Genomic DNA, 15823 nt, shown 5'->3' on the forward strand with positions numbered 1-15823 from the left:
GCCCAAGTCTGTCAGGCCGAGGGCACGGCGTGCGAGAGCACCCACGAGTGCATGGCGATCGCGGCCGCCGCGCTCGCGTTGAGAGAGCGGGTGGAGCCGTACTGCGTGATCTCGACGATCGCGTCGGCGGCGGCCGTCGCCTCGGGCGACAGCCCCGGCCCCTCCTGCCCGAAGAGCAGCACACAACGCTCGGGCCAGGCGAACGCCTCGATCGGCACGGCGCCCTCGACGTTGTCGACGGCGATGACGGGCACGGATGCCTCGTGCGCCCACTCGGCGAAGGCCGCGACATCCGGGTGGTAGACGACGTGCTGGTAGCGGTCGGTGACCATCGCGCCCCGCTTGTTCCAGCGCCGGCGGCCGATGATGTGCACGGTGTCGGCGGCGAACGCGTTGGCACTGCGCACGATCGAGCCGATGTTCATGTCGTGCTGCCAGTTCTCGATGGCCACGTGGAACGGATGCCGGTGCTCGTCGAGGTCGGCGACGATCGCGTCCATGCGCCAGTACCGGTACCGGTCGATGACGTTGCGCGTGTCGCCCAGCTCGAGCAGCTCGGGGTCGAAATGCGGTTCGTCGGGCCACTCGGCCTCGCCGCCCGGCCACGGGCCGACGCCGTGGGTCGGAGCGGACTCTGGAGTCGATTCGGCATCCACCCTGCAAGGGTACGGCCCGATGCGTGCGCACCTGGCCGCATCGTGGTCCGACTCCTCCGGTTCCTCGCCAGTGAGGCTGACGGGGATGATCCCTTCTCCCGGATCGGTTCGTCGGATCGGTAGTATCTGAAAACCGACGCAGCGCGTTCGGGTGTGCGTTCACTGCTGAACTCGGTCGATGGGGAGACAAGAGATGGTGACCGCTGAACGCGAGCTCAGGGACCTGATCCTCGAAGTCAAGACCACAGGTCCTGACTTCGATCGCGGCTTCGTGCACCGCGAGGACCTCATCGAGAGTGTCAGGTCCGGTCCGTCCCGGCTGGTCACCGTCACCGCGCCCGCGGGCTACGGGAAGACCTCGTTCCTCGCCGAGTGGCGACAGCGCGAAGACCGCGCCACCGGCTGGCTCACGCTGAGCAGCGACGACGACGACCCCGCAGCACTCATGCGTCTCCTGACCCGTGCCTGCTCGCCCTTCACACCCGTCGCCGCTTCACTCGACGACCAGATCTCGACCGCCGATCGTGGTGTGCTCGGCCGGATCGCACCGGTGCTCGCGCGCGCCCTCTCCCAGTGCGAGCAGCCGTTCGTGCTCTTCATCGACGACACCCACGTGCTGGGCGCCCTCGACTCGATCGACGCGCTCAACGTCGTGCTGGCAGGCGTGCCGGCGCGCTCCCAGGTCGTGCTGGCCAGCCGGCACCGGCCGACCTCGTTCGCCCGCGGACGCGTCGCAGCATCAGCGGCCCACGTCACGGCGGAAGATCTCCGCATCGATCTCTCCGGGGCTGCCAGGATCGCCGAGGGTGCAGGCGCACAGGTCTCCCCCGAGATGCTCGGGAGCTGGGTCGAGCAGAGCGGCGGCTGGGCGGCGGGCCTGCACATGTGCGCTCTCCTGTCCCGGAGCAGGCCGTTGGCATCGATCGGGGGCCAGGATCTGCTCGCCGACTATCTCTACCGCGAGTGCGTGCGCGAGCTGCCCCACGACATCCGCCGGTTCCTCGTCTCCACCTCCATTCTGACGTCGCTCGTTCCCGCGATGTGCGATGCGGTGCTCGAACGCTCCGATTCCGCGAGCGTCCTCCGTGATCTCGAAGCGCGTCAGCTCTTCATCACCGCGGATCCCCAGCGCCGCTCCTATCGACTTCACCCGTTGTTCGGCGAGTACCTGCAGGCCGAACTCCATCTCGACGCCGGTTCGACGGTTCCCGACCTGCACCGGCGGGCATCCGGCTGGTGCCAGGAGCATGGCCTGCTCCCGGAGGCGATCAACCACTCGATCGCAGGAGGTGATTTCGCGAGTGCCTCCTCGCTCGTGGCGCTCGCTGCGCTCAATACGTATACCGCAGGCGAAACGACGACCCTCGGGCGGTGGATCGAGCAGATCGGCGACGCGAACCTCCTCGCCAACCCGTTCGCCGTCGTGGTCGTCACGTGGTATTCGCTGCTGTCCGGCACCGACGACGCCGCGCAGAAGTGGGCGTCGCTGCTCGACAGCATGCCGGACGGCGCCCCACGGGTCGATGGCATCGATCTTTCGTCGGCGAAGGCCATGGTGCGAGCCATCACCATGAAACGCGGAATGCGGGAAGCCCTTGCAGACGCCGAGTTCGGTGTTCAGGCTGAGGCCGTCGAAAGTCCGTGGCGTGATCCCGCGCTCCAGATCCTGGGAAGCACGCTCCTCCATACGGGACACGAGACCCGCGCGCGCGAAGTCCTGCGGGAGGCCATCCACACGGCGGAGGCGCACGGCAACCCCGCCACGATCGTCATGTGCGAGATCGAACTCGCGCAGCTCGCCATCGACGGTGACGACTGGGCGACGGCCGACGCGCACGTGCAGCGAGCACTCGACACGATACGGACAGGCAACATCGACGGCTACATCATGTGCGCCTATGCGCATGCGGCCGCGGCCTATTCCGCGCTGCACGCCGGGCGGCGCACAACCGGGCAGAAGTTCCTCGCGCTGGCGATGTCCGAGCGCGGCCGGTGCGGAAGTGCGGTGCCCCTGATCAGCATCCCCACCCGTCTCTTCCTCATCCACGCGAATCTGCAGATGGGCGATATCGAGGCCGCCCGGATGCTGTCACGCGAGATCAACGAGATCCTGCCGCCGCGCGCGGGCCGTGAGGCGTTGGACGCTCGCGTGGCTGCGGCGGTACTCGCCATCGATGAGAAGGACCGCCTCGGCCGACACGCTGCGTCGACGGCACTCACGGTTGCCGAGCAGCGCGTCCTCCCCTACCTCCAGACTCACCTCACCCTCGCGGAGATCGGGAAGCGGCTCTACGTCTCGAGGAACACCATCGGCAGCCACGTGTCCTCGATCTTCCGCAAGCTCGCGGCATCGACCAGGGCGGAGGCCGTGGAGAACGCAACCGCTCTGGGGCTGCTCGGCGGCCTGAGACCCGCATCGTTCGAAGAGCATGCGTCGGTGAGAACGGCGCCGAACTCCGTCATGTGAAGCCCTGAGGTGGGTGACGAGCGTGTGCTCCCGCCGATCACCGGACTCGAGCCGCCGGTCGTCACCGCAGTGCGACAGCTGCGGCTCGCTGGCGACGACGGCAAACCTCACGAATGCGGGCGCGCAGGACTTTTCGGTGCGCCGAAATATTGATAGGTTTTCGGTATGCCGAAAACGCTCGACGATGAGACCACCACGAACGGACCCACGCCCGACGGCGCCGCCGACGAGCGACGCGGGCGCGCGGCATCCGTGCCCCGTGTGGCCTGGCTGATCGGTCCGGCGCTCGTCGCTGGCGTCGCCTACCTCGACCCCGGCAACGTCGCGAGCAACATGACCGCCGGGGCGCAGTACGGCTACCTGCTCGTGTGGGTCGTCGTGCTCGGCAACGTCATGGCCTGGCTCATCCAGTACCTCTCGGCGAAGCTCGGCATCGTGACCGGCCGGAGCCTGCCCGAGGTGCTCGGCGGCCGGATCCGCAACCGCTGGGGCCGTCGCGCCTACTGGCTGCAGGCCGAGCTCGTCGCGATGGCGACCGACCTCGCCGAGGTGATCGGCGGCGCCGTCGCCCTCAACCTGCTCTTCGGCGTGCCGCTCGTGTGGGGCGGGCTCATCACCGGCGCCGTCTCGATCGGGCTGCTCGTGCTGCAGTCGCGGCGCGGGCCGCGCACCTTCGAGTTCGTCATCATGGGGCTGCTCATCATCATCGCGATCGGCTTCACCGTCGGTGTCTTCGTGGCCCCGCCCGACCCGGCCGGCCTCCTCGGCGGGCTCGTGCCCCGCTTCGCCGACGCGAACTCGGTGCTGCTCGCCGCGTCCATCCTCGGCGCCACGATCATGCCGCACGCGATCTACGCGCACTCCGCCCTCAGCCGCGACCGCTTCGTCACGCGCCGTGCCGCGTCGCTGTCGACCTCCCCCGCAGCGGCGACGCCGAAGCCCGCGTGGCACGGCTTCGGCATCAGCCGCCGCTCCGAGGCCCCCGCGCTCCTGCCCGGCACGGCGACCGACGTGCCGACCGGGCTGCTGCTGCGCGCGACCCGCTGGGACGTCTCGATCGCCATGGCGATCGCCGGCACTGTGAACCTCTGCATCCTGCTGCTCGCCGCCGTCAACCTCGCGGGCGTCGAGGGCACCGACAGCCTCGAGGGCGCCTACGCCGCGCTCGGCGTCGCACTCGGGCCGGTCATCGCGACCCTCTTCGCCGTCGGCCTGCTCGCCTCGGGCCTCGCCTCGACCTCGGTCGGCGCGTACGCGGGCGCCGAGATCATGCACGGGCTGCTGCACATCCGGGTGCCGCTGATCTTCCGCCGTCTCGTGACGCTCATCCCCGCGCTCACGATCCTCTGGCTCGGATTCGACCCGACCCTCTCGCTCGTGCTCAGCCAGGTCGTGCTCTCGTTCGGCATCCCCTTCGCCCTCGTGCCGCTCGTGGCGCTCACCGCGAAGGCCGGCGTGCTCGGCCGCTGGAAGAACCACTGGGCGACGACGACCGCCGGCATCGCGGCATCCGTGTTCCTGATCACGCTGAACGGCGTGCTGCTCTGGCTCGTGTTCACGGGAGCCTGACGCCCGGGCGGGGCGCCCGGCGATGCGGGTGTGGCGCCCGATAGTCTGGGGCCGATGCCCAGCAGCAAGAACCCCGCGATCGAGGACTACCTGAAGACGGTGTATTCGCACACCGAGTGGCAGCCCGACCCCATCACCCCGTCCGTGCTCGCCGGAAAACTCGGCGTCGCCCCGTCGTCGGTGACCGAGATGGTGAAGAAGATGGCCGCGCAGGGCCTCGTCTCCCACGTGCCCTACGGCGCGGTACGGCTCACCGAGGCCGGCGCCGTGCGTGCGCTGGCCGTGGTGCGCCGCCACCGGCTCATCGAGACGTGGCTCGTGCAGGAGATGGGCTACGGCTGGGACGAGGTGCACGACGAGGCCGAGATCCTCGAACACGCCATCTCCGACCGCCTGCTCGAGGCCATCGACGCGCGACTCGGGCGACCGCTGCGCGACCCGCACGGAGACGCCATCCCCACTGCGGACGGCTCGATCGCCGCCGAGCCGTTCGTGCGCGCCGACGAGGCCACCGACGGGCATCGCGGACGGGTGATCCGCATCAGCGATCGCGACCCCGGCCTGCTGCGAGACCTCCAGTCGGCCGGCGTGCACCCGGGAGTGGTGCTCGAGATCGAAGCCGTCGACGACGATGCGAACGCGCGGGTGCGGATCGCCGGCGAGACCCACGAGCTGCCGAACGGCGCAGCCAGCGCGATCTGGCTGTCCGCGTGACGGGCGGGCAGGCGCCCGACGTGCGCCCGTTCCTCGTCGACCTGCGCGGCGTGGTCGACCTCCTGAGTCGCCACATCTACTCCGGCCCGCACGTGTTCCTCCGCGAACTCATCCAGAACGGGCGCGACGCCATCACCGCTCGCACCGAGCACGAGGGTCGCCGGGATGCCGCGTGGGGCGTCCGCATCCACCCGCCGACGGCCGGCGAGCCGGCGCTCCGCTTCGAGGACGACGGCGTCGGCCTCACCGCCGACGAGGTCGGCGAGCTGCTCGCCACGGTCGGCCGCAGTTCGAAGCGCGACCTGTTCGACCTGCCCCGTGCCGGGTTCCTCGGGCAGTTCGGCATCGGCCTGCTCAGTTGCTTCATGATCGCCGACCGCATCGTCGTGCGCTCCCGCTCCGCACGCGGCGGCGAGCCCGTCGAGTGGGTCGGCAGCACCGACGGCACGTTCACGGTGCGGGTGCTCGAAGGTGCAGAGGCATCCGGAATCGCCGTCGGCACCACCGTCTCGCTCGTCCCGCGCGCCGACGAGGCGGAACTCTGCACGCCGACGAGCCTTCGGGAGCTCGCACGCCGCTACGCCGAGTACCTGCCGATCGCGATCCTCGTGGGCACCGGCGACGGGCGCTTCGACAGCGTCGGCCGGCCCGCCGTGTTCGCCCTCACGGGCGAGGCGCGCACCGGGGCCCTGGAGGCCATCGCGGAACTCGGGCGCGAGGTCGTCGGCGCCACACCGTTCGACGTCATCGAGGTGCACTCCACGGCCACCGACACGCACGGCACCGCCTACGTGCTGCCGTTCCCGCCGACGCCGGGCGCCCGCCAGGCGAACCGCGTCTACCTCGGCGGCATGCTCGTCGACCCGCGCGCCGACGAGCTGCTGCCCGATTGGGCCTTCTTCGCGCGAGCGGTCGTGGATTCGAACGGACTGCGGCCGACCGCGTCGCGCGAGCACCTCATCGAGGACGAATCGCTCGAGGCGACCCGAGGCGAGCTCGGCGCGGCGATCCGCGCCTGGGTGATGCGGCTCGCGGTGGAGCGCCCCGCCCGCCTCGCCGAATTCGTCGGCATCCACCACCTCGGGCTGAAGTCGCTCCTGCTGCACGACGACGAGCTCGCCGGCTTCATCACCCGCTGGCTCACGGTGGAGACCTCGGTCGGGGTGATGACCATCGACGAGCTCGTGCGGGCCCACCCGCACGTGCGGTTCACCGAGACCGTCGACGAGTTCCGGCAGATCGCGGGCATCGTGCCGGCGTCGCGCGCCGTGGTCAACGGCGGCTACGTGCACGAGGCCGACATCCTGCGCCGCCTGCCGCTGCTCTTCGACGGCGTCACGGTCGAACGGGTGACCGTCTCGAGCGAACTCGACTCGCTGGACGTGCCGCCGCTGGCCGATCGCGCCGTCGCGCTCGCGCTCGAGGACCGCGCCGGCGCCGTGCTCGCCGAGGTCGGTTGCGAACCGAGCGTGCGCCGCTTCGCGCCGGGCGACCTCGCGAGCCTCTACCTCGCCGACGCCGAGGTGCTGCGGTCGATCACCCGCGGCGCAGCACGCGACCTCACCGGCCCGCTCTGGAGCGGCGTGCTCGGCAGGATCGACGAGAGCCTGCCGAACCTCGCCGGCGGTGGCGCCGCGGGCGCGAAGCTCTGCCTCAACTGGGACAACGCCCTCGTGCGCACTCTCGCCGGCGACGTCGACGATGCCGTGTTCGACCGCACCATCCGGTTGCTCTACGTGCAGGCGCTGCTCGCCGGCCATCGACCACTGCGCGCGAGCGAACGGGCCATGCTGACCGATGCGCTCACCGACCTCGTCGCGCTGAGCCTCGCGCGCTGAGCCGGGTACGCCCGCTCCGAGCCAGACCTCCGATCACCGACCGCTAGGGGAGAACCGTGTCCGAAACCATCCGTATCGACGAACTGCTCGAGCAGGTCGACCAGACGCCATTCGGACCAGAGGAGCGCGCGCTGATCGACGACGCGATCGCGCTCGCGGTCGAGTCCGGCGACGAGTTCTCCGAGTACCGCGCGCGTATGCGCCTCGCGTCGTCGGCCAACATGACCGGCGACACCGATGCGCTGCTGAGCTCCTTCGCCTGGTGCCTCGGCAAGCACGACGCCGACGCGGCCCGCTTCCCGGCGAAGCCGGACGACAGCGCCGCCGACCTGCTCTGGCAGTACAAGTGGATGGCGGGAACGCTCTCGGCGAGCCCCGCGTTCCCGGCCGCCGACATCCGCGCCGTGCTCGACGACATGCAGTCGCGCTACGAACGTGCCGGCGTCGGCCAGAGCGGGGTCGCGATGGCGCGCTTCGGTGCGGCGTACGCGAACGGATGGCTCGACGAGGCCGCAGCCGCATACCGCGTGCTGACCACCATCGAGCGCGACGACTACAGCCACTGCGACGCCTGTGTGCGCAGCGAGAGCGCGGCCTACCTCGCCGCGACCGGACGCGCGGACGAGGCCATCGCCCTCTACGAGGAGATCGTCGATGGCGGGTTCAGCTGCGGCGAGGAGCCGGAGCACGCCCTCTCCGACGCGCTGCTGCCGTACCTCCGCGCCGGCCGACTCGACCGGGCGAAGTCCTTCCACCTGCGCAGCTACCGCGACGCCCGCGGCAACGCCGACAACATCGGCATCATCGCGAACCACCTGGTCTTCTGCGCGATCACCGGCAACGAGGCCCGCGGCCTCGCGATGCTCGAGCGCCACATCGCCTGGATCGCTCACGACCGGCTCAACCAGCGCGGGCAATTCGGTGCGCTGGCCGCGACCGGGCTGCTGCTCGACACCGTCATCGACGCCGGACACGGCGACACCGTCGTGCGCGGCGCCGACGCCGCCGAGCTCGAGCCGTTCTTCGGCTCGCACGACGGCCCCTGGACCGCAGCGGAGCTCAGCCCCGTCGCGTGGGCCGCCGCCGCCGCCATCGGCGATGAGTTCGACCGCCGGAACGGCAACTGCCACCTCGCCGACCGACTGGAGGCCACGCGCGCGCTCCGCGCCGAGCGCTACGACGTGCCGATCGCCGGCGAGGCGTTCGCAGCGCCCGCGCCCGTCGCAGCAGCCGAGCCGGTCGACGCCGCCGGGTGGCTCGACCGCGCCCGCGAACTCGCGGTGCTCGGCGAGATCGACCCGGCACTCGCCGCGGTCGACCGCGGGCTCGCCGCGATCGACGCGGACCCGGTGCCCGAGCACGGTACCGCCGAGGCATCCGTCGCGAACGCCCGACGGGCGGAGTTCATCGGCATCCGCCTCGGCGTGCTGGCCGCCTCGCAGCGGCTCGACGAGGCGGAGCAGGAGCTTCCCGCCCGCATCGCCGCCGTGCGCGCGACAGGCGACGATGCGCACGCCGATGCGCTCGCACGCCTTGGCCTCCTGTTCACCGGAGCCGCCACGGCGGCCGACCTGCCGGTGCTCGAGCAGGAGCTCGGCGCCGCGCTGCAGGCGGGCGCCGACGAACTCGCGGCCCGCATCGCGCTGCGCATCACCGCGGTCCGCGCCGAGGCCGGTGACCTCGAAGCGGCCGGCACGGCGGCCGACACGGCCATCGCCGTGCTCGACCGGACGACCGAACCCGATTCGGCGCTCCTGGGCGCGGCGTTCCAGCTGGCGGCCTACCTCGCGGCACAGGGCGACGATCCCGCGACCGCACTCCCCCTCCTCGACCGGGCGACCACCGTCGAACCGACGCGGGCCCGCCGAGCCGAGTCGCACCGGCTCCGTGCACGGCTGCTCGCCGGCAGCGGCGACCTCGAGGGCGCCCTGGCCGCGTCCGAAGCGGCACTCGAACTCGACCTCGCCATCGACGCGAGGATGCGCGTCATCGAGGACTGCCAGCTCTCCGCCGCGATCCTCGACGACGTCGCGCGGCCCGACGACGCCGTCGCGAGGCTCCGCCTCGCGGTGCAGCACGCCGAGCTCGCGGAGTCGCCCGGGCTCGTCGGCGTGCGCTACGGCCTCGGCCGGCAGCTCCTCCGCGCCGGTCGCTCCGGCGAGGCCGTCGAGCTGCTCCAGGGGGTCTTCGAAGCCGAGGATGCCGCGGGAGCCCCGCCGGCCGCCCGCGCCGAGACCCTGCACCTGCTCGGCACCGCGCTTCGCGGCGAAGAGGAGTTCGGTGCGGCATCCGGTGCCTGGCACGCGGCCGCCGAGCTGTTCGAGGAGGCCGAGGCCTGGCCGGGCGCCGTCGCCGTGCTGCTCGACCTCGGCCGGCTCTTCGCGGGTCTCGGCTACCCGGAGGAGGCGATCGAGGTGCTCGAACGCGCCGTCGCCGATGCCCGCCGCGACCCCGAGACGGTCGCGTCGCTCGCGGATGCGCTGCACCTGCTCGGTCAGGTCAGCCTCGAACACGGCGAACCGACCGGCCTCGACCGGCTCGACGAGGTCGCCGCGCTCGCTCGCGAGCACGGCGCCGACTGGTTGCTCGCCGACGTGACGGACTCGCGCGCACGCGGCCTCGCCTCGCTCTCCCGCCCCGAAGACGCAGTGTCGACCGCGCTCACCGCGGCCGAGCTCTTCGAGGCCGCCGGTGCGACCCGACCCGCGGGCGGGTCGATGCTGTTCGCCGGCCGCGTGCTGCAGTCGGAGGGCCGGCACGAGGAGTCGCTCGTGCTCATCGGCCAGGCGATCGAGCGGTTCGACGGGCAGGCCGACGCCGTGTCGATCGGCCGGATCGCCCTCGCCGACTCGCTCGAGGCCCTCGGGCGTCTCGGCGAGGCGGCAGAGGCCCGGCGGCTCGCCGAAGAGGTCTGACCGGTCTCGACCGACCGCCGCGGTGCGCCACGACCGGTGCACCGCGGCGAGCGGCGCCGCCGCGAAGCGCGCCCGGGCGGCGCGGCTGCGCGACATCCGCCCGACATCACGCCGTGACCTGCGCACCCTAGGCTGGGAGCATGTCACGACGTGAAGAAGTCGAGTGCTGGCTGACCGACATGGACGGCGTGCTCGTGCACGAGAACCACGCGCTGCCGGGCGCAGCCGAGCTGCTGCAGCAGTGGGAGGACGCCGGCACGCCCTACCTCGTGCTCACGAACAACTCGATCTTCACCGCGCGCGACCTCTCCGCACGCCTCCGCTCGTCGGGCCTCAACGTGCCCGAGGACCGCATCTGGACGAGCGCCCTCGCGACGGCCGACTTCTTGAAGTCGCAGCTGCCGGGCGGCACCGCGTTCGTGATCGGCGAGGCCGGCATCCTCACGGCGCTCCACGACGCCGGGTTCGTGATGACCGAGACCGCGCCCGACTTCGTCGTCGTCGGCGAGACCCGCAACTACTCGTTCGAGGCGATCACGAAGGCGATCCGCCTGATCGGCAACGGCGCCCGATTCATCGTGACCAACCCCGACGCCACCGGCCCTTCGGCCGACGGCCCCCTGCCCGCGACGGGCGCGATCGCAGCGCTCATCACGAAGGCCACGGGCAAGGAGCCCTACGTGGTCGGCAAGCCGAACCCGATGATGTTCCGCTCGGCGCTCAACAAGATCGGGGCGCACTCCGAGAACACCGCGATGATCGGCGACCGCATGGACACCGACATCGTCGCGGGCATCGAGGCGGGCCTGCACACGATCCTCGTGCTGACCGGCATCAGCGACCAGGCCGAGATCGAGAAGTACCCGTTCCGGCCCGACGAGATCCTCGGGGGCGTGGCCGACCTCCTCGTGAAGACCCCGGTCGAGACCGAGCTCTAGGGTTGCGATCAGCCTCCAGGACCGTGCCCGAGACGAGGAGATCATCATGATCGAGCTGACCGACATCGACTACGACGACGACGGCGAACTCGTCGCCGCGGCCGTGCTGCCGGGCGAGCGTCACGTCGCCGTGCTGTTCGCGGGCGACGACGAGCCCGTCGAACAGGCCGAGATGCGCGCCATCGCCGAGCGGGCGCTCAGCCGACCGACCGCCGACGACCTCTCGCGCATCGACGACGAGGTCGTGCACGAGCTCACCGACTCGGCCTACGAGGGCACCGGTCATGCGGTCACGGCCGACGACTACGACCTCCTCGCGCGGGAACTCGAGCTACAGGGCGTCATCGTCACCGCCGACGCCACGCTCGTGCTCATCTACGAGGCGCCGAGCCAGTACCCCGACATGGTCGTGTACTGCCAGCTCGACGAGCAGCTCGCGATCGACGACCTGAGCGTCGCGGAGGCCGACGGGGACGACGACGCCGACGGGGCCGAGACCGTCGAGTTCGATTCCGTCGAGGCGCTCCTCGACTCCATCAGCGCCGAACCGCCACGCGACGCCGACTAGACGATCTCGGGCTCCGCCCGACGCTTCACCTCAGGCCGAGCCCCGGGCTCGCCCGCGAACCCGGATGCCTCAGTGCCTGCCCTGATCAGAACTCCCGGGCGAACCCCGACGCAGAGCGCCGGCCGCGTCCGTAGCGTCGCACGGGTTGCGTCCGGCTCTCCACAGAGAACGACCGGTTCCCCTGCACAGCGAGCACCGCCCGGCGACCCCGGGCCCGTTGACCCTACTCGACGAATGCGGCTCGACCCATGCGAACCTCCCGAACGACTCTCCGCCGTGCCCTGCTCGGGTTCGGCGTGCTCCTCATCGCCTCGACCTCGGTCCAGGTGTCGGCCGTCATCTCGCACGGCATGTTCGATCGACTGGGCCCGCTCGGCGTGAGCGGGCTGCGCTTCGCGATCGCGGCGGTGCTCGCCGCCGCAGTCATCCGCCCGCGACTGGCCGGCAGGACTCGGGCCGAATGGCTCGCCCTCCTCGCCTACGGCACCTCGATCGCGGCGATGAACGTGTGCTTCCACGTGGCGCTCGAGTTCGTGCCGCTCGGGGTCGCGATCACCGTCGAGTTCCTCGGCCCCTTCCTTCTGGCCGCCCTCGGGGTGCGGCGGCTGCGCCTCGTCGTCTTCCCGCTGCTCGGCCTCGGCGGAGTCGCCCTCATCGCCCGCCCGACGCCCGACGTGAACCCGATCGGCCTGATCGCCGCCGGCGTGGCGGGCGTCTCGCTCGCCTCGTACACACTGCTCGCCGAGCGCATCGGGCGCACCACGCCCGCCGATCGTCCGCGTTCCAACCCGCTGCACGACCTCACGATCGCCGTCGTCGTGGCTGCGGTGCTCACGGCGCCGTTCGGCGTCGCCGCGCTGCCCTCGGTCGAGACGGGCGATCTCGCACCGCTCGGCGTCGCCGCGGTCCTCGGCGTCCTGATCGCGTTCGGTTGCGACATGCTCGCAGTGCGGCTGACCTCCGCCCGCACGGTCGCCGTGCTGTTCTCCTTCGACCCGGCCCTCGCCGCGATCATCGGCATGCTGCTGCTCGGCCAGCTCCTCGATCCGCTCACCATCGCGGGCATCGTGCTGGTCTGCGTGGCCGGAGCCGCGACGATCCATCTCGCGAGCTCCGTGCAGCGGCCGGCAGCCGACGGCTGACCCATCGGCAGCCGACGGCTGACCCATCGGCGCTTGCCGCCGGGGCCGAACGGCGACACACTCGAGGCATGGACGACGAAACCGATGAACGTCCCCCGACCACGCACCTGTCGGAGGACGAATGCTGGCAGCGCATCGCCGATGCGCCGTACGGTCGTATCGCGGCGACCGCAGCGGGACAGATCGACATCTTCCCGGTCAACCACGCGGTCGACGGTCGCACGATCGTGTTCCGCACTGCTCCAGGCACGAAGCTGCTCGAGTTGACGATCCACGGCTCGGTGGCGTTCGAGGTCGACGGCGCGAGCGCGACGGAGGCGTTCAGCGTCGTGGTCAAGGGCGTCGCAGCGGAGTTCGACCATCAGGGCGAGGTCGCCGCGGCGGAACGGCTCGGCATCACCCCGTGGGCGCCGGAGCCGAAGGATCGCTGGGTGCGGATCACACCGACCGAAGTGCACGGCCGCGCCTTCGAGCGGCCCCGGTCGGTGGGATCCGCCGGCTGAGGGCTACGGCATCTGCTCGTCAGTCGCGGCGGTCGCGCTCAGCTCGGTCGCGCTCGGCTTCAGAAGCCCGACCAGAAGCGGCCCTGCTCCTTGCCGCGCTCGACGTCGATCATCGCGTCGGCGGCCTCCCGGTCGGCGCCGCGTCGTTTCTCGGAGTGCCGCCGCAGCGAGAACACCCACTGCGTCACGCCCCACAGCACGGCGATGCCGACGATGCCCAGCCAGAAGGTCCAGTCCACGGTCGTCCCCTTCTCGATGCCTCAGACGATACCTCAGACGATCCATCCGCCGTCGCGACGGCCCTGATCCTTGAGACGTTCGGCTTCGGCCTTCGCCGCGTCGCCGTCGGGCTGGGCGCCGAGCCGCTTGCCGGTGACCCGGAGGATCACGATGGCGAGCACCGACGCCGCGGCGACCACGATGATGACGACGATCCCGATCCAGACGGCCGAGTCCATGGCTTCCCCCTCCCGATACCGGTCACCCTACGCACCGTCGGAAGCGCCGGTCAGGCGATTCCGGACGTTCGGCCGGGCTACGCGAGCCGGGCGACGGATGCCGCGACGCCCGCCCAGAACCGGTCGACGTCGAGGCCGACCGCGACCCACGCGTTGGGCTCCCGCCCGAGCATGCCGTCGAGGTCGACGCTCGTCGCGCCGGCGGTCTCGATGCCGAGGAGCTCGACGTCGAGGCGGGTCCGGCGCACCTCGACGCACCCGGGGTCGGCGAGCACCGCGACGGCGACGGGGTCGTGCAGCGGCCCGTCGGGCATGCCGAAGACCTCGTCGTTCATGCGGCAGAAGAAGTCGAAGAGCTCCGCGCCGAAGTCCGCCGTGGCGGTGCCGAGCGACGCGATCTGCTCGCGCACGCCGGAGGTGACGAGCGCGAGGTGCGTGACGTTCAGGCCGACCATCGTGAACCGCACGCCGCTCCGTACGACGAGGTCGAGCGCCTCGGGGTCGACGAGGGCGTTGAACTCGGCGTACGGCGTCGCGTTGCCGCGCTCGGTCGATCCGCCCATCCAGACGATCTCGCGGATGCGGCCGGCGAGCTCGGGCCGATCGCGCAGCAGGATCGCGACGTTGGTGATCGGCCCCGTCGCGATGATCGCGACGGGCTCCGCCGACGCCGTGAGGGCGTCGGCGATGAGCTCGGTCGCCGAGCGCGGATCGAGCGGTACGGTCGGTTCGGGCAGTTCGGGGCCGCCGAGTCCGTTCTCGCCGTGGATCCACTCGGCGGTCTGCAGCGGTCGCACGAGCGGGCGGGCAGCACCGGCCGCGACCGGCACGCCGGTCACCCCGGCGACCGACAGCGCGATCCGGGCGTTGCGGGTCGTGTGCTCGAGCGGCACGTTGCCGCCGACGGTCGTGACGGCGACGAGGTCGAGCGCCGGATGCCCCGCGGCGAGCCACAACGCGAAGACGTCGTCGTGCCCGGGGTCGCAGTCGATGATCACGGGGATGGGCATGCGGGTCTCGTTCTCTCGTCGGGTCGGCAGGCGGTCGGAGGTAACCGGCTCAGGGGGGTGCGCGGCTTGCGCGGCCGCTCAGTCGGCGACGCCGGCCTCCGCGAGCACGACGGCGCGCGGCGAATAGGAGTCGACCGTGCCGCGCACCTGCACCGCGAGGGCACCGGCGGCGACCGCGATGGCGAGGGCCTCCGGCAGTGGCCGTCCCTCGGCGATGCACGCCGCGAGTGTGCCGGTGAACCCGTCGCCGGCTCCGGTCGTGTCGACCGCGGTCACCTGCGGCGCGGCCACGACCCACGAGCCCCTGGCGTCGGCGGCGACGGCACCGGCCGCGCCGAGCGTCACGACCACCGAGCGGGCGATGCCGCCGGCAGCGGATGCCGCGAGGGCGCGCCACTCGTCGAGGGTGGTGCCGGCCGGGGCATCCGTGCCGATGCCGACCGCCCGCGCCTCGTGCTCGTTCAGCACGAGCGGGTCGGCGGCGCCGAGCGTGGCGGCGGAGACCGGTGCCGGCGGCGCGAGGTTCAGCACGAAGCGGGTGCCGAGTTCCGTCGCGACGGCCGCGAGGCGATCGATGGTGGCCGCCGGGAGCTCGCCCTGCGTGAGCACCACGGTCGCGGCGGCGACCCGCTCGCGCGCCGCGTCGACGACGGCCGGGGTGAGCGCGAGGTTCGCGCCGCCGGTGACGATCACGGTGTTCTCGCCCGAGTCGGCGACGGTGATCTGGGCGACGCCGGTCGGGGCATCCGGACTGCGCTGGATCGCGTCGGTCGGCAGGCCCAGGCGTTCGAGGGTGTCGCACGCGAACGCGCCGCTCGCGTCGTCGCCGATGCAGGCGACGAACTCGACCGGAACGCCGGCGACGTGCGCCGCGACCGCCTGGTTCGCGCCCTTGCCGCCGAGCGCCACCTGGAATCCATGCGCGCGGATCGTCTCGCCCGGCGTCGGGAACGCGGCGACGTAGCTCGTCGAGTCGACGTTCAGCGAGCCGATGACGACGACCCGGCCGCGCGAGTCGCCGGCGCCGTCGTCATCCGGGGCCATG

14 protein-coding genes are annotated in these 15823 nt (G+C 71.7%); 9 read left to right on the forward strand and 5 right to left on the reverse strand.

The annotated features are described in order from the left end of the window. Nucleotides 1–11: 11 nt before the first annotated feature. Nucleotides 12–656 (reverse strand): TrmH family RNA methyltransferase, encoded by a 645-nt coding sequence (locus ASE14_RS10430; RefSeq protein WP_056654416.1) that lies wholly within the window; start codon nucleotides 654–656, stop codon nucleotides 12–14. Nucleotides 657–849: 193 nt separating this feature from the next. On the opposite strand from ASE14_RS10430, the gene ASE14_RS10435 reads away from it, so the two are divergent. The 9 genes from ASE14_RS10435 to ASE14_RS10475 all read left to right on the forward strand — a co-directional run bounded on the left by ASE14_RS10435 (nucleotide 850) and on the right by ASE14_RS10475 (nucleotide 13310). Next, nucleotides 850–3123, forward strand: a complete 2274-nt coding sequence (locus ASE14_RS10435; RefSeq protein ID WP_082600487.1) for an AAA family ATPase — start codon at nucleotides 850–852, stop codon at nucleotides 3121–3123. Between the two features lie 165 nt (nucleotides 3124–3288). Further along, nucleotides 3289–4692, forward strand: coding sequence for an Nramp family divalent metal transporter (locus ASE14_RS10440; protein ID WP_082600490.1), 1404 nt, complete (start codon nucleotides 3289–3291; stop codon nucleotides 4690–4692). Between the two features lie 54 nt (nucleotides 4693–4746). Then, nucleotides 4747–5406 (forward strand): metal-dependent transcriptional regulator, encoded by a 660-nt coding sequence (locus tag ASE14_RS10445; protein ID WP_056654419.1) that lies wholly within the window; start codon nucleotides 4747–4749, stop codon nucleotides 5404–5406. Next, on the forward strand, nucleotides 5403–7244 hold the full coding sequence (locus ASE14_RS10450) for an HSP90 family protein (RefSeq protein WP_056654422.1): 1842 nt from the start codon (nucleotides 5403–5405) through the stop codon (nucleotides 7242–7244). The genes ASE14_RS10445 and ASE14_RS10450 overlap by 4 nt, the downstream gene beginning before the upstream one ends. Nucleotides 7245–7300: 56 nt before the next feature. Next, entirely contained in the window at nucleotides 7301–10159 is a 2859-nt protein-coding gene (locus tag ASE14_RS10455; RefSeq protein WP_056654425.1) for a tetratricopeptide repeat protein, read from the forward strand. Between the two features lie 140 nt (nucleotides 10160–10299). Next, nucleotides 10300–11097 carry an HAD-IIA family hydrolase gene (locus ASE14_RS10460; protein ID WP_056654428.1) on the forward strand — a complete coding sequence of 266 codons (798 nt, stop codon included), beginning with the start codon at nucleotides 10300–10302 and terminating at the stop codon, nucleotides 11095–11097. 46 nt (nucleotides 11098–11143) lie between these two features. Further along, complete coding sequence (locus ASE14_RS10465) at nucleotides 11144–11665, forward strand: hypothetical protein (protein ID WP_056654429.1); 522 nt, start codon at nucleotides 11144–11146, stop codon at nucleotides 11663–11665. Nucleotides 11666–11913: 248 nt separating this feature from the next. Beyond that, nucleotides 11914–12807, forward strand: coding sequence for a DMT family transporter (locus ASE14_RS10470; protein ID WP_056654432.1), 894 nt, complete (start codon nucleotides 11914–11916; stop codon nucleotides 12805–12807). A 68-nt stretch (nucleotides 12808–12875) separates the two neighbouring features. Continuing rightward, a complete protein-coding gene (locus tag ASE14_RS10475) occupies nucleotides 12876–13310 on the forward strand; it encodes a pyridoxamine 5'-phosphate oxidase family protein (RefSeq protein WP_056654433.1) in 435 nt (144 codons plus the stop codon). 59 nt (nucleotides 13311–13369) lie between these two features. Here the strand turns inward: ASE14_RS10475 and ASE14_RS10480 are convergent, their stop codons facing one another. The 4 genes from ASE14_RS10480 to ASE14_RS10495 all read right to left on the reverse strand — a co-directional run bounded on the left by ASE14_RS10480 (nucleotide 13370) and on the right by ASE14_RS10495 (nucleotide 15822). Beyond that, the gene (locus tag ASE14_RS10480; RefSeq protein WP_056654435.1) at nucleotides 13370–13549 is read right to left on the reverse strand and encodes a hypothetical protein; all 180 of its coding nucleotides are present in this window, start codon (nucleotides 13547–13549) and stop codon (nucleotides 13370–13372) included. 33 nt (nucleotides 13550–13582) lie between these two features. After that, the gene (locus ASE14_RS10485) at nucleotides 13583–13768 is read right to left on the reverse strand and encodes a hypothetical protein (RefSeq protein WP_056654437.1); all 186 of its coding nucleotides are present in this window, start codon (nucleotides 13766–13768) and stop codon (nucleotides 13583–13585) included. A 77-nt stretch (nucleotides 13769–13845) separates the two neighbouring features. Continuing rightward, nucleotides 13846–14778: a nucleoside hydrolase gene (locus tag ASE14_RS10490; RefSeq protein ID WP_056654439.1), complete on the reverse strand. Its 933-nt coding sequence runs from the start codon at nucleotides 14776–14778 to the stop codon at nucleotides 13846–13848. A 78-nt stretch (nucleotides 14779–14856) separates the two neighbouring features. Continuing rightward, nucleotides 14857–15822 (reverse strand): ribokinase, encoded by a 966-nt coding sequence (locus tag ASE14_RS10495; RefSeq protein ID WP_056654441.1) that lies wholly within the window; start codon nucleotides 15820–15822, stop codon nucleotides 14857–14859. Between the last annotated feature and the right edge of the window lies 1 nt (nucleotide 15823).

It is taken from the genome of Agromyces sp. Root81, from assembly GCF_001429165.1.
In the GTDB taxonomy this organism is placed as follows: domain Bacteria; phylum Actinomycetota; class Actinomycetes; order Actinomycetales; family Microbacteriaceae; genus Agromyces.

What these genes read in the sequence shown, in the direction of transcription:
- ASE14_RS10435 (WP_082600487.1), top strand. Translation starts at nt 850, where the DNA reads ATGGTGACCGCTGAACGCGAGCTCAGGGACCTGATCCTCGAAGTCAAG.
- ASE14_RS10440 (WP_082600490.1), top strand. Translation starts at nt 3,289, where the DNA reads ATGCCGAAAACGCTCGACGATGAGACCACCACGAACGGACCCACGCCC.
- ASE14_RS10445 (WP_056654419.1), top strand. Translation starts at nt 4,747, where the DNA reads ATGCCCAGCAGCAAGAACCCCGCGATCGAGGACTACCTGAAGACGGTG.
- ASE14_RS10460 (WP_056654428.1), top strand. Translation starts at nt 10,300, where the DNA reads ATGTCACGACGTGAAGAAGTCGAGTGCTGGCTGACCGACATGGACGGC.
- ASE14_RS10465 (WP_056654429.1), top strand. Translation starts at nt 11,144, where the DNA reads ATGATCGAGCTGACCGACATCGACTACGACGACGACGGCGAACTCGTC.
- ASE14_RS10470 (WP_056654432.1), top strand. Translation starts at nt 11,914, where the DNA reads ATGCGAACCTCCCGAACGACTCTCCGCCGTGCCCTGCTCGGGTTCGGC.
- ASE14_RS10475 (WP_056654433.1), top strand. Translation starts at nt 12,876, where the DNA reads ATGGACGACGAAACCGATGAACGTCCCCCGACCACGCACCTGTCGGAG.
- ASE14_RS10485 (WP_056654437.1), bottom strand. Translation starts at nt 13,768, where the DNA reads ATGGACTCGGCCGTCTGGATCGGGATCGTCGTCATCATCGTGGTCGCC.
- ASE14_RS10490 (WP_056654439.1), bottom strand. Translation starts at nt 14,778, where the DNA reads ATGCCCATCCCCGTGATCATCGACTGCGACCCCGGGCACGACGACGTC.
- ASE14_RS10495 (WP_056654441.1), bottom strand. Translation starts at nt 15,822, where the DNA reads ATGGCCCCGGATGACGACGGCGCCGGCGACTCGCGCGGCCGGGTCGTC.